We start from the raw sequence: 13,397 nt of genomic DNA on the forward strand, positions 1-13,397 counted from the left end.
ATCCAAAGGATACCGACGACCAAAAAGGCGATCGAAACCCCGAACATGATTTTCGCTAAACGTTCTAACACGGATTCACCCCACTAACGCTGATCCGATGACGTAGGACATGCCGATTGATAAGGCACATGAAATGATGCCGACAGCAATATTGCCATTCTCGATTTCACGGTCTACCGGCAAATTCGGTGTCAGGAATTCAAAGATCCAGTATGTCGATATCAACAGTAAGAAGCCAAAAGCACTTTCAAGAAATATCGACCCGACCCGTTCTTCCCCTTGAACAGCGAAATGAACGATATTGGCGAGTCCGATGATTTTTCCACCTGTTGCTAGCGCAACGGCGATGTTGCCACTCTTGATATGTTCCCAGTTTTTATACCGGGTTGTCAACTCAAAAAGTGCAAGTCCTAAAATGATCAGTAATCCCGCGACCGAATAGAGCGCTGTCGTATAGACATAGACATTCTCAAAAATGTTCATCTTGCTTTCCTCATTTCAGTTCGATGATCGTCACACCGTGTCCGCCTTCACCTTGACCACCTAAGCGGTGACCTTTGACGTGACGATGACCTTTTAAGAATTCTTGGACACCTTGACGCATTGCTCCCGTGCCTAGACCATGAATGACGCGAATATGATCGTAGTTTGATAACAACGCTTGGTCCATGAAGCGTTCGAGCTTCGATAATCCTTCTTCAACACGGACGCCACGTAAATCCAGTTCAGCTGAAGGCGCCGATTGTTTCGTCACACTCGTGCCACCAGAACGTCCTTTTGTTTGCGGACGTTTTGGGGTACTGCCGATCTTCGCAAGATCTTCCGGTTTGACGTTCACCTTCATGATGCCGACTTGAACGGTGTACTCGCCGTTCGCCTGTTGGTTGATGATATAGCCTTTTTGATTGAAGGTCGTGACTTTGACTTCTTCGCCTTTATCAAAACGTGGCGTTTGATCGTATTTCGCTTTCACTTTAGCGATCCGCTTTTCTTGCAGACTTGGCTTCGCATCTTCAAGTTTTTTACGTGCTTCGATCAGTTCGTGCTCTTTGACGGCACCAGCATCACGTAATTCTTTCAAACGTTTAATGACGCCTTCTGCTTCTTTTTGAGCACGTTCGACTGCACGTGCAGCTTTTTCTTCCGCTTTTGCCAAAATCTCGTTCTTCTCTTCTTGAATCTCGGCTTGTTCTTGCTCGAATTGCTCACGCTCTGCAACAAGTCGCTTCTTCTCTTCAAGCAACTGCGCTTCTAACGTTTCAGCACGTTGTTTTGCTTCTTCCAGTCGTTCAATCATCGTCTCGACGGACTGTGCGTCGCTACCGATCTGACCTCGTGCCGCATCGATGATCCGGTCTTCGAGTCCAAGACGTTTTGAAATCTCGAATGCGTTCGAGCGTCCGGGTACACCGATGAGTAAGCGATACGTCGGACTGAGTGATTCGACATCGAATTCCATTGACGCGTTGACGACGCCTTCTCGGTTATAGCCATATGCTTTTAATTCCGAATAGTGTGTCGTCGCTGCAACGCGCGCTCCGCGGCGTTTTACTTCATCAAGAATCGCGATCGCCAAGGCAGCTCCTTCTGTCGGATCCGTTCCTGCCCCTAATTCATCAAACAGCACTAAACTCATAAAATCGATTTTTTCCATCATCGAGACGATGTTCGTCATGTGCGAACTAAACGTCGATAAGTTTTGTTCAATCGACTGTTCATCCCCGATATCAGCATAAATCGCATCGAAGACACTGAGCTCCGTCTCATCTGCGGCCGGTACGTATAGACCTGATTGCACCATCAATTGCAGAAGACCGATCGTCTTTAAGGTAACCGTCTTACCACCGGTGTTCGGACCAGTGATGACGAGTGATGTAAAATCGCCACCCAGCGAGACAGTGATCGGTACGACCTCATCTTTCGGAATGAAGGGATGTCGTGCTTCCTTCAGAATGATATGGCGGTTTTCATTTAATCGTGGTTCGACTGCTCCGATATGATGACCGTACAACGCTTTCGCCATGATGAAATCGAGTTCTGCTAGTACATCGAGATTGATGCGCAGCGAATCACCGACACTCCCGACAAGTGCCGACAGTTGGGCAAGGATTCGTTCGATTTCAGCTCGTTCTTTCAAACGCGCTTCTTGGATCTCGTTGTTTGCAGAGACGACAGCTTGTGGTTCGATGAACAACGTTGCACCAGATGCCGACTGATCGTGGACGATCCCGCCGAACGCTTGACGGTATTCTTGTTTGACCGGTACACAGTACCGATCGTTTCGCATCGTCACGATGGCGTCAGACAGCATCTTCGCTTTACTGCGTAAGACACTATCGATTTTTGAACGAACTTGTCCTTCGAGCGAGCGTAACTGACTACGTAACGCTCGTAGTTTATCACTTGCCGAATCTTGGACAGTTCCCTGATCGTCGATGGCATGACGGATCCCTTGTTCGATCTCAACAAGCTTCGTGATCTGTTCGATTCGACTGTCGAGTCGTGGTAATCGTAGATCCGCATGATCCTCATGCAATCGTTCCTGGAACGCCTTCACTTGACGTCCTGAATAAACGACGTCTGCGACGGATAAGAGTTCACTCGTCGAGAGGACCGAACCAATCTCTGCTCGTTTGACTTCACTGCGGACATCTGTCAATCCACCGAACGGATAACGGTCACGCAACCGATAGACCGTCGTTGCTTCCGTCGTGACAGCCAATAATTCCTTGACCTGCTCGAACTCTTCCGCTGGCCGCATCGCTCGAACGAACTGTGCACCCAGTGAGCTTGCCGTGAACGATAACATGTTTTCTTTTAACTTCTCATATTCTAAGACGCGTAATGCGTTGGCATTCATTTAATCCACTCCTAAACGTTTTCGACCGAAGAAGGCAAGTGCCTCTTCGGCACCCCACGTATTGATGACATCAGACGCCTCCAAATAGGCTTTACGTGCATGGAGGACTCCAAGTTTCATATCTTCTAACATTTCTGGTCGGTGTGTATCCGTATTGATCAAAATTTTCACACCAGCAGCCTTCGCTTTTACTAGGGAACTTGCCGTCAAATCGAATCGTGCCGGATTTGCATTCATCTCAAGCGCTGTTCCTGTCTCGGCTGCTAGTTCGATCAAGCGATCGACGTTGACGGCATAGCCCTCTCGTCTACCGATGATCCGTCCTGTCGGATGGGCAATCAGAGAAACGTAAGGATTACGACACGCATTCTCAAGCCGTTGCATGATCTCTTCTTCCGTCTGATCGAATTTCGAGTGAATCGAAGCAATGACGTAATCCATCTCTTTTAAGAAATCATCTTCATAATCGAGCGATCCATCAGGCAAGATATCCATCTCGACGCCACATAAAATCGTCATCTCGGGATGTTTCTTACGTGCTGCTTCGATTTCGACACGTTGCGCACGTAGACGTTCTTCCGTCAATCCATTGACGAACTTCATATACTTACTATGGTCGGTGATCGCCATCCATGTATACCCTCGTGCAGCACACGCATCGACTAGTTCTTCAACGGATAATGTTCCATCTGACCATGTCGTATGCATGTGTACATCCGCTTGGATGTCCTGTTCCGTCAAAAGGCGTGACAAATCCTGTTCAAACTCGTGCCGCCCTGCTCGTAATTCCGGTGCGATGAACGGTAAGTCGTACCGCGCAAACAATTCTTCTTCCGTCTTCGGTTGGACTAATCCTTGCTCAGTCTCAACGCCATATTCAGAAATGCTCTCTCCTCGTTCTTTCGCGAGTTGACGCATCCGAACATTGTGATCCTTCGAACCCGTGAAGTGATGTAATGTGGATGCGTACGCCGCGTCATCGACGATCCGGAAATCAACCGCGATATAATGAACGTCTCGTTTTAAGACGAGTGATACTTTCGTGCTGCCGGCAGCGATGACTTCATCGATCAGCGACAGTTCCAAGAGTTGCTCCTTGATCCGTTCCGGTTCGTTCGTAGAGAGGATGAAATCAAGGTCCTTGCACGTCTCTTCTGCTCGGCGGAAGCTTCCACCAACTTCGAAGCGAATGATTTCATCAAACGACGCAAGGGTCTGATTTAATTCCGCAACGACCTTTCGCATGACACCATACGGTAATCGTTCCGGTCGTGTTTCAAACGTTTCGAGCGCTTTGACGTACTTCTCGACCGTCTTCTTACCGAATCCAGGCATCGCTTCGACTGTACCATCCGCTAATTTCTCTGCAAAGGAATCCGCATCAATAACGCCGACTTCATGTAATTTAGCAAGTTTCTTCCCACCAAGACCTGGAATCTTTAGTAAAGCGATCAGTCCTTCCGGTACTTCTTGTTCGAGTTCCGTCAGTGCCGTACTCGTTCCCGTTTCCCGGTACTCCTCAAGAACAGCAGCCGTTCCTTTACCAATCCCCTTCATCGCCGTAAAATCGTCGATTGCCATGAAGTCAGCATCCGATGCCTCGAGGATACTTGCTGCTTTTCGAAAAGCATTGATCTTAAACGGATTTTCCCCTTTAACCTCTAGGTAAACTGAGATTCGTTCCAAGTGACGCATTGCATCTTGAATCGTACGCATGTGCAATTCTCCCCTCAAAAAAAGCTCCCATTTAACGGGAGCATGTTTATTTTATCAATCCAACTTGATCCATCAGCCAATTCGCAAGGAGCGGTGTATGTTGGATGATGAAACTTGCCAAACTCGAGTCTGCGATCGCATCCTGTATCGACTGGATCGGAACGAATGCTGCGAGGAACAAGAGTAAGAAAATGAAGATGTACATCTCGATGAAGCCGAAGACACCACCTAATAATCCTTTGACTTGTTTTAAAATCGGAATGTTCGTCAACGAATCAAACATCGACAACAAAATCGCTAAGATGATTTTTGTACCGAAGAACAGGACGACGAACCAAAAGGCTTTGTAGAATACCTCATCGAGTCGTGCTGAACTTGGAATTGCGAACATCGTCAAGTCGATTCCCGCATCATCCAGTGTCGACGGATATGGAACCCACAAACGGAATTTCGTCGCCAGCTCCTCATAGAACGACAAGGCGACGATGAAGGAAATGATCAGGCTGAGCAAATGCCCGGCCTGCAATACGACTCCCCGTCGGACACCCGTCATGACGCCTAAGGCGAGAAGTAATAAGATAACGAGAGAAATCATAGTTTATAGTTCACCCAAATTCTTTTTTATTTTTACGTAATCACTACCAATATTAAGCGCCGCTAGGACGGCGATTTGACGAACGTCGAGTTGTGGTGCTTGTTCTCGGATTTCTCGAATTTTCGTATCCACGAGGAGACCCACTTCGCGTACGTGTTCTGGCGACTCCGTTCCGACAATCGTATAATCATTGCCTGCGATATGAATCGTCGTCCGGTTCAACCCTTCTGAATCAGCCATTTTTCTGTCCTCCTCATACTTTGCTTCTTTCATATAGTACCATCATTTTCGTTTTAGGAAAAGAAGTCCCCCATCGGTCTTAAGGATGGTATGCTTAATCCCGGAAAGGGAGGTTATCTCGTGGGAACTACCGTTTTACGCTTATCTAAAGAAAAGCAAGACCTCGTCATACAAGAGTTTAAGCAAGGACAGACGAAGAGTCCACCGTATGCCCGCTTCGCCGCTAAAGTACCTGGATGTGTCATCACGATTTACAATTCTGGAAAAGTGATGTTTCAAGGAACCGAAGCTGAAACCATCGCTTCACGCTTTGGCACGGCTACACCAACTAAATCGAAGGAACCACTTGTATCTACGTTACCAGCTGGTTTTGCAGAATGGTCCGTCGCTGGCAGTGACGAAGTCGGAAAAGGCGATTTCTTCGGTCCACTCGTCGTCGTCGCTTCCTTCGTTGATCGAAAGCAGATTGCACTTCTTCAGGAACTCGGTGTTCGGGACTCCAAACATCTGAACGATACCGAGATTCGTCGGATTGCTCGCGATCTCCATGCGGTCATTCCCTACACATATCGTATCCTACACAATCCAGAATACAATCAGATGCAACGGACGATGACACAAGGAAAGATGACTGCCCTGATGCATAATGATGTACTCGAGCGACTTCTTGACCAACTGGAGACGAAACCAGAAGCGATATTGATTGATCAATTCGCTGAAAAGACTGTTTACTACAAACATTTGTCTGGTGTCGTCAATCCTGTTCGAGAAAATGTCTACTTCTCGACCAAGGCGGAACAACTCCATGTCGCCGTCGCTGCTTCCTCGATCATCGCTCGCGCCATCTTTTTGAAGGAGATGGACAAATTGAGTGAAACAACAGGTGTCGTCATTCCCAAAGGTGCTGGTGCTAAAGTGGATCAAGTCGCTGCTTCACTGATCTTACGTTATGGAGCTGATCAACTTCGTGACTGGACGAAAGCCCATTTTGCGAATACGAAAAAGGCACAACAACTAGCTGCGAAACGAAACCGACCATGACCTTAACGGAATGGTCGGTTTTTTTAAACGACGGACTCCCCTTCAGACAGTCGTTTTAATTCCGCAAGAAGTATGTGTTTTTCATTAAAAGGAATCGTTTTTGTACCGATTCGTTCTACCTCATCATGACCTTTCCCGACGATGACGATGCGTTTTCCTTCGTGCGCCAGATGCGCCGCTTGTACGAGCGCTTCGTGACGGGATGTATGGCACCCTACTAAATGTTCACGTGGAATATCGACGATTAGCTCTTCGATGATTTGATCCGGATTCTCTGTCCTCGCATCATGGACCGTTGCGATGATGTGTTCACAATATTTGCTTGCGATTCGCCCCATCTCTGCTCGTTTCGTTCGATCACGCTCTCCAGCTGCGCTTAAAACGACCGATAGCGACTCTCCGGAAGAAGTGAGTGCCTGTAAACATTTTTCTAGACCATCCGGTGTATGGGCATAATCGATATAAATCTCACAAGGTGCCCAGTCCAGTCGTTCAAGTCGTCCTTTCGGCAATTCCAGTTCTGGAATATGACGAATCAACGTATAGAGATTGGCATCGCCTGCCCGCAATAATCCCATTGCCGCCGCTAAATTCGCTGCATTGAATTCACCTAGTAAAGCTGTCGGCACACGCGTCGTCGTCTCATCGATGCGCACGTTAACAGTATCCGTCAGCCATTCGACTGCGATTTGTGATGTTCGGTGCGGTTGCGTCGTATACCAGATGACGGGTTGCAAAGGCGCAGCTTCTCGCATGACGCGACTCCACCCATCTTCTCGATTTAAGACGATGGCCCGACCATTTGACGCAGCGACTTGTTGAAACAACAAGGCTTTCGTCTTGGCGTAATCCTCCATTGAATGATGGTAATCCAAATGATCATGTGTCAGGTTCGTAAATGCTGCCGAGTGGAAGGAGACTCCCTCGACTCGACCTTCAGCTAATGCATGAGAAGACACTTCAATGATGCAATCCGTCACGCCTTGTTCAACCATTTCATACAACAGTCGATGTAAGATGATGGCTTCAGGCGTCGTATTCGGCGTCTCAATGAGTTCCTCATCAATTCGTGCACCGACCGTGCTGATCATGCCGGCTTTTATACCTGTTGCTCGAAAGAGATCATACGCCAATTTCGTCGTCGTCGTTTTTCCATTCGTTCCGGTTACACCGTAGACACGCATCTTTTGACTCGGTTGATCGTAAAAGCGATTCGCGACTTGACCTGCAAGTCGTTTCGTATCCGGCACAGTAATGACGGGAACCAGACAATCCGGAAACGATCGTTCAGCTAAAATCGCCGCAGCTCCGTTTTTGATTGCCTGATTGATATAATCGTGACCATCAACAGTGTAGCCGTTGATACAGATGAATAATCCGCCAGGTGTGATTTGTCGCGAATCTGTTGCGATATTCGTGATGAGTGGATTGATTGCTTCATTTATAGTGATTGGTAATAGTTCAGTCAGAAGCTTCGCTAGTCGATTCATGATGTACTCTTCCCTTCTTGTCTCTTCTCTATGTCAAGATGATTAGTCAACCGATCACATAAGCAGTCGTATCCATGGTTTCAAGTAAATCAAATACTCTTTTACGGAACATACCCGCTTTAATATCTGCTTAATCTTTTATCGTGCTAGAAAATAATTCACTTCAATGCATGAAATGAGCGTTTCTTCCCTTGCACCTCTTAATCAGCTTTGATACACTCTTAAAGTTAACTAGTTAACTAAAAGGAGAAATAAAATGCTTTACACACAAGAAGATGTTCTCGGACAATTATCAAAAGTCTTACGTCTCGTCAAACGAGAGATTGATGCTACTTTGCTTCCATACTCTTTACACACGGGTCAATGGGCACTAATAAAAGCAGTTGCATTACTACAACCTGTTTCACAAGTCCAATTGGCAGATTATCTAATCATTGAAAAACCAGCTGTGACGAAAACCGTCTCACGTCTTGAGACGCTTGGTTTCATCACCCGGACGAAAGAAGGACGAACGCACTTTGTTTCGTTGACACCTTTAGCCATCGAACGGTTCGACCAAATCGACGCTGCGGTTCAAGAAACACACCAACGATTACTTGCCTCCTTCTCCCTTACCGATCAGCAACAGCTCGGTGAGTGGATGACGCACTTACTTACTCTACATCGACAGGAGGAATCCTTATGACTGCTCGGTTATTTTCGCGTCATTACGTCATGACGCTGATCATTAATCTATTGCTCTTCATCACGTTTTATTTATTAAATGCCTCACTTCCTTTACTCGCTGCTAAACAGTTTCCAGTCTCCGCTTCAGCACTCGGGTGGATCGTGACGAGCTTCATTCTAGCAACCGTCTGTTCTCGTCCATTGATTGGTCACTGGTTGGATCGTTACGACTTAAAGCGCGTCTTGATGATCTCTGCAAGTCTCTTTACAGTCATGAGTATCTGCTACATGTTTGTCCTACCTTTGGAATCATTTTTCTATCTAATCATCATCCGTATCATCCACGGATTTAGTTTCGGGATGTTATCTTCTTCGATCAGCCTCGCCGTCACGACATTGATTCCAAAAACACGTCAAGGCGAAGGGATGGGGTATTTCGTCCTGTCGATGAACTTGGCATCCGTCCTTGGTCCTGTCATCGGTCTTGCCTTTATTCAAGAAAAAGCATTCGTTCTGTACTTCGTGACAGTTGCTGCCCTAGCAGTCATCGCCTTGTTGTTCATGATGCGTCTACCGCTGACGAGCCAACATGTTCCAAGTACTTCCGCGTTTCGTCTAAGCCAATCTCTCTTCTTATCACGTCCGCTTTTGTTGGTAGCGACTCTTTTGGCAGGCGTTGCGATTTCTAGTACATCCGCCTTCATCTCACTGTATACGGACTCGATTGGACATATCGCATATGCTTCTTATTTTTATGCGTTAGTCGCTCTCGGAATGGTCGGGATTCGACCAATTGCCGGAAAATTGTTTGATCAGCGAGGTGCTGCATTCGTGCTGTTGCCGTCGTATGCCCTTTATATGATTGGCTTTGTCATTCTCGGCATGTATCCTTCGTTTGCTGGTTTATTGACTGCTGCCATCATCATTGGTATCGGTTCTGCTTCCATCTTCCCGGGACTTCAAACTGTCCTTTTGAACTTCGCGCCGCCCGCACAGAAAGGGAAAGCCATCTCGACCTTTTTCCTTGCTTACGACACGGGCTTTGGAATCGGTGCCTTGATTCTCGCCACAGTCGCAAGCGGCATCGGCTATTCTAATATGTTCTTATCCTGTAGTCTGATCGTTCTCGTAAGTGGTCTACTGTATTTCACCTTTACGAAACGACAAGCTGCGTCATCTGAAACAGAAGAACTTGCTTCTTAAATCTATCCCATCAAACGAAAACAGCCGCCTTCCTTTGAAAGGAAAGCGGCTGTTTGTTTATCCTGATTATGCGCGAAGTTCCGCATTGAACGTTTCTTTCACTGCATCAACGACTCGCTGTTGCGCTGTTGTGATTTCTTCATCGACTAACGTCCGTTCTTTGTTTTGATAACGGAGGGAGAAAGCGAATGATTTTTCATTCTCTCCGACGTTCTCACCCGTATAGACATCGAACAATTCGATCGTCTGTAGAAGTGGACCGGCTGCTTCCGTCATGACATCAACGATTGCTTGTGCTGGCACTGAACGTTCGACGACGATTGCTAAGTCTCGTGTCATCGATGGGAAACGTGAAATTTCCGAATAGACCTGTTCTTCCTTCGAACGCAGTACCATCGCCTCTAACTCGAAGACGTACACTTCTTTTAGACCATACTGTTCTTTTGACAGACCAGGATGGACTTGACCGACGAATCCGATCGCTTCTCCGTCAAGCAGAATGCGTGCCGTCCGTCCTGGGTGCATCGATGGAATGTTCGCTGCTTCGAACGTCAACGTGACACCGGCTGCAGATGCGAGTGTCTCGACAATTCCTTTCATGACGAAGAAATCTGTTTTAACAAGTGTTCCATGGGCCCGGTGTTGTTCTGACACACCGACTGCGACACCACCGATCATTTCTTGTTCAATCGGGAGCGTTTCAAGTGATGCATCCCGTTGCAGATAAACACTGCCGAGTTCATAAAACGCAACATCAGCATGCTGTCGAGCGACGTTATGCTGCGCGACTTCAAGGAGTCCCGGAATGAGTGACGTCCGCAGTGTCGAACGGGCTTCACTGATTGGCATCGCCAGTTTGACCGGATGCAAATCTTCCCGTTCATTAAATTGCATCGCGCGTTGTTCGCTCGTCAATGAATACGTGATCGCTTGTGAAAGACCCGCTCCCTGCAATGTCCGGCGTAAATGACGACGGTGGATGTTCCGTTTCGGTAAGAAACCACGGCTCGCTTCAGACGGTAAGCTTGAAGTCAGGGCATCATATCCATAAAGACGTGCGACTTCTTCTGCTAAATCAGCTGGGATTTTCAAGTCTTGGCGGCGAGTCGGTACGCTGACCGTCAAGGCATCACCCGATAATTCGACACCGAGACCAAGACGTTCGAGTAACGTTTGCATGACCGTTCCTTCGATTTCCATACCAAGACGATGATTGATGTATGAGACACTTGCTTCAATCAAATGATCGTCAAGCTCGAGCGTTCCGGCTTGAGCAACACCCGCTTGAACCGTTCCACCCGAGAGTTCAGCAATCAAAGCTGCTGCCCGATCGAGTGCTAACAAGACACGACGTGGATCAACACCTTTTTCGAAACGGGCACTTGAGTCAGAACGAAGTCCAAGAACCCGGCTCGTCTTCCGAACGGAAATCGGTGCGAAGTAAGCTGATTCTAAAATGATCGATGTCGTGTTCCCGTCAACTTCCGTATTCGCTCCACCCATGACACCAGCAAGTGCGACCGGGCGTTCCCCGTCTGTGATGACGAGCATCGAAGAATCGAGCGTCCGTTCGACTTCGTCTAGCGTCGTGAACGACTCCCCTGCGCGCGCTTGACGCACGACGATCCGTTTTCCGAGTTTTTCGGCATCAAATGAATGAAGCGGTTGACCTGTCTCGAGTAAAACGAAGTTCGTAACGTCGACGACGTTGTTGATCGGACGAATGCCGTTCGCGATCAAACGGTTTTTTAACCAAGTCGGTGATTCTTGAATCGTCACGCCTTGAATTTCTCGTGCCGCGTAGAACGGGCAGTCCTCTGAATCAAGCGTCACGTCGACTGCCGTCGCAGTTTCTGCTTCTTTGACTTCAACGACCGGGAAAGTCGGTGTCGTATCATAAAGCGCCGCCACTTCGTGTGCGACACCATACATACTGAGGCAGTCCGAACGGTTCGGCGTTAACCCAAGTTCGAGGATTTCATCGCGTAGACCGAGTAACTCCAAGACGTCTTGTCCTGGTGTGACTGGTTCACGGAACGTATGAATCCCGTCCTGCTCATCTTCTCGGATATATTTCTTTTCGAATCCGAGTTCTTCGAGTGAACAGATCATCCCTTCTGAGACGACACCGCGCAATTTGGCACGTTTAATTTTAATACCTGGTAAGCGAGCTCCGACACGTGCGACGATGACATCTTGTCCAGCTTCGACGTTCGGTGCACCACACACGATTTGAACCGGTTCGTCTTGTCCGATGTCGACCGTCGTGACGTTCAATTTATCTGCTTCTGGATGTTTTTCTTTCGTTAACACACGTCCGACGACGATATTGTTCAACGCTTCATCCCGGACATCGACGCCTTCGACTTCGATCCCGCTCTTTGTAATCAAATCAGCCAAATCTTGTCCTGACGTGTGATTGACATCCACATATTCGTTCAACCATTGTTTTGAGACTAACATCTGCGTTCCCCCTTAAAACTGTTCGCTGAAGCGAACGTCATTCGTATAGAAGTGGCGAATATCATCGACACCGTATTTCAACATGGCAATCCGTTCGATACCCATTCCGAATGCGAATCCTGACATTTTCGTGCTATCATATTCAGCCATTTCAAGAACGTGAGGATGGACCATTCCCGCACCCAGAATTTCAATCCAACCCGTCTGTTTACAGATATTGCATCCTTTACCGCCACATTTGAAACACGAGACGTCGACTTCGACGGACGGCTCTGTGAATGGGAAGAAACTTGGGCGTAAGCGGACTTCACGTGCTTCACCGAACATCTGCTTCGCGAAAGCTTCAAGCGTTCCTTTTAAGTCTGCCATCGAAATCGATTCTCCGACGACAAGTCCTTCGACTTGCATGAATTGGTGCGAGTGCGTCGCATCATCTTCGTCTCGACGATAGACTTTACCTGGGCATAGAATGCGGATCGGTTCACCTTTAGAAGCGAGCATCGTCCGTGCTTGGACCGGTGACGTATGCGTTCGCATCAAAATTTCTTCCGTGATGTAGAATGAATCTTGCATATCGCGTGCTGGGTGATCCTTCGGTAAATTCAACATCTCGAAGTTGAAGAGATCTTGCTCGACTTCTGGTCCTTCGGCAATCGTGTAACCGAGTCCGACGAAGATGTCTTCGATCTCATCCGTCACTTGTTGCAAGAGGTGCGCATGACCGACCTTTTTCGGTCGTCCTGGTAACGTGACGTCAATTGCTTCCGCTGCCAGTTTCGCATCCATTTCTTGTTGTTTGACAGCTGTCAGACGTTGTTCCAAGTGCTCTTGGATCGCTTGACGGACCGTATTTGCGATCTCACCGACGACTGGTCGTTCTTCCGCTGATAACTTTCCCATTCCTCGTAATACTTCTGTGATTGGTCCCTTTTTCCCGAGATACTTGACTCGGACTTCATTGAGATCTTTTTGTGTTGTTGCCTGATCGACTAATGTCAACGCTTCATCGCGTAATGCTTCTAATTGCTCGCGCATCTTTCCCACTCCTTTAGTTGAAGATATAAAAAAACGTCCCTCCGGCAAATGCCGAAGGGACGATGTAAACACCGTGGTACCACCCTTG

Annotated in this window: 11 protein-coding genes; 3 read left to right on the forward strand and 8 right to left on the reverse strand. The window is 47.7% G+C overall.

Going from position 1 to position 13,397, the window contains the following annotated elements; all coding sequences use genetic code 11:
* Positions 1-75: 75 nt before the first annotated feature.
* The 5 genes from KNQ15_RS02145 to zapA are packed head-to-tail and all read right to left on the reverse strand — an operon-like array spanning position 76 to position 5,411.
* Positions 76-483, reverse strand: a complete 408-nt coding sequence (locus KNQ15_RS02145) for a DUF350 domain-containing protein (protein ID WP_023469001.1) — start codon at positions 481-483, stop codon at positions 76-78.
* Positions 484-493: 10 nt separating this feature from the next.
* Positions 494-2,860, reverse strand: a complete 2,367-nt coding sequence (locus tag KNQ15_RS02150) for an endonuclease MutS2 (RefSeq protein ID WP_214727506.1) — start codon at positions 2,858-2,860, stop codon at positions 494-496.
* Entirely contained in the window at positions 2,861-4,576 is a 1,716-nt protein-coding gene (gene polX / locus KNQ15_RS02155; protein ID WP_214727508.1) for a DNA polymerase/3'-5' exonuclease PolX, read from the reverse strand.
* A 46-nt stretch (positions 4,577-4,622) separates the two neighbouring features.
* Positions 4,623-5,171: a CvpA family protein gene (locus tag KNQ15_RS02160; protein ID WP_029342307.1), complete on the reverse strand. Its 549-nt coding sequence runs from the start codon at positions 5,169-5,171 to the stop codon at positions 4,623-4,625.
* Positions 5,172-5,174: 3 nt separating this feature from the next.
* Positions 5,175-5,411: a cell division protein ZapA gene (zapA, locus tag KNQ15_RS02165; RefSeq protein ID WP_029342308.1), complete on the reverse strand. Its 237-nt coding sequence runs from the start codon at positions 5,409-5,411 to the stop codon at positions 5,175-5,177.
* A gap of 120 nt (positions 5,412-5,531) precedes the next feature.
* Here zapA and rnhC point away from each other — a divergent pair, with 120 nt between their 5' ends.
* Positions 5,532-6,452 carry a ribonuclease HIII gene (rnhC, locus tag KNQ15_RS02170; protein WP_029342309.1) on the forward strand — a complete coding sequence of 307 codons (921 nt, stop codon included), beginning with the start codon at positions 5,532-5,534 and terminating at the stop codon, positions 6,450-6,452.
* A 23-nt stretch (positions 6,453-6,475) separates the two neighbouring features.
* Here rnhC and KNQ15_RS02175 read toward each other — a convergent pair whose 3' ends face one another.
* Positions 6,476-7,942, reverse strand: a complete 1,467-nt coding sequence (locus KNQ15_RS02175; protein ID WP_214727510.1) for a UDP-N-acetylmuramoyl-L-alanyl-D-glutamate--2,6-diaminopimelate ligase — start codon at positions 7,940-7,942, stop codon at positions 6,476-6,478.
* Positions 7,943-8,198: 256 nt separating this feature from the next.
* Between KNQ15_RS02175 and KNQ15_RS02180 the strand changes: the two genes are divergently transcribed.
* A complete protein-coding gene (locus KNQ15_RS02180) occupies positions 8,199-8,627 on the forward strand; it encodes a MarR family winged helix-turn-helix transcriptional regulator (protein ID WP_214727512.1) in 429 nt (142 codons plus the stop codon).
* Entirely contained in the window at positions 8,624-9,811 is a 1,188-nt protein-coding gene (locus KNQ15_RS02185) for an MFS transporter (protein ID WP_214727514.1), read from the forward strand. The genes KNQ15_RS02180 and KNQ15_RS02185 overlap by 4 nt, the downstream gene beginning before the upstream one ends.
* 66 nt (positions 9,812-9,877) lie before the next feature.
* Here the strand turns inward: KNQ15_RS02185 and pheT are convergent, their stop codons facing one another.
* On the reverse strand, positions 9,878-12,274 hold the full coding sequence (gene pheT / locus KNQ15_RS02190; RefSeq protein WP_214727516.1) for a phenylalanine--tRNA ligase subunit beta: 2,397 nt from the start codon (positions 12,272-12,274) through the stop codon (positions 9,878-9,880).
* A gap of 12 nt (positions 12,275-12,286) precedes the next feature.
* Positions 12,287-13,309: a phenylalanine--tRNA ligase subunit alpha gene (pheS, locus tag KNQ15_RS02195; protein WP_214727525.1), complete on the reverse strand. Its 1,023-nt coding sequence runs from the start codon at positions 13,307-13,309 to the stop codon at positions 12,287-12,289.
* Between the last annotated feature and the right edge of the window lie 88 nt (positions 13,310-13,397).

The organism is Exiguobacterium sp. s168, from assembly GCF_018619035.1.
GTDB lineage: Bacteria > Bacillota > Bacilli > Exiguobacteriales > Exiguobacteriaceae > Exiguobacterium_A > Exiguobacterium_A acetylicum.

Coding starts and splice junctions, on each gene's coding strand:
- KNQ15_RS02145 (WP_023469001.1), bottom strand. CDS start 483: ATGAACATTTTTGAGAATGTCTATGTCTATACGACAGCGCTCTATTCG.
- KNQ15_RS02150 (WP_214727506.1), bottom strand. CDS start 2,860: ATGAATGCCAACGCATTACGCGTCTTAGAATATGAGAAGTTAAAAGAA.
- polX (WP_214727508.1), bottom strand. CDS start 4,576: ATGCGTACGATTCAAGATGCAATGCGTCACTTGGAACGAATCTCAGTT.
- KNQ15_RS02160 (WP_029342307.1), bottom strand. CDS start 5,171: ATGATTTCTCTCGTTATCTTATTACTTCTCGCCTTAGGCGTCATGACG.
- zapA (WP_029342308.1), bottom strand. CDS start 5,411: ATGGCTGATTCAGAAGGGTTGAACCGGACGACGATTCATATCGCAGGC.
- KNQ15_RS02175 (WP_214727510.1), bottom strand. CDS start 7,942: ATGAATCGACTAGCGAAGCTTCTGACTGAACTATTACCAATCACTATA.
- KNQ15_RS02180 (WP_214727512.1), top strand. CDS start 8,199: ATGCTTTACACACAAGAAGATGTTCTCGGACAATTATCAAAAGTCTTA.
- KNQ15_RS02185 (WP_214727514.1), top strand. CDS start 8,624: ATGACTGCTCGGTTATTTTCGCGTCATTACGTCATGACGCTGATCATT.
- pheT (WP_214727516.1), bottom strand. CDS start 12,274: ATGTTAGTCTCAAAACAATGGTTGAACGAATATGTGGATGTCAATCAC.
- pheS (WP_214727525.1), bottom strand. CDS start 13,309: ATGCGCGAGCAATTAGAAGCATTACGCGATGAAGCGTTGACATTAGTC.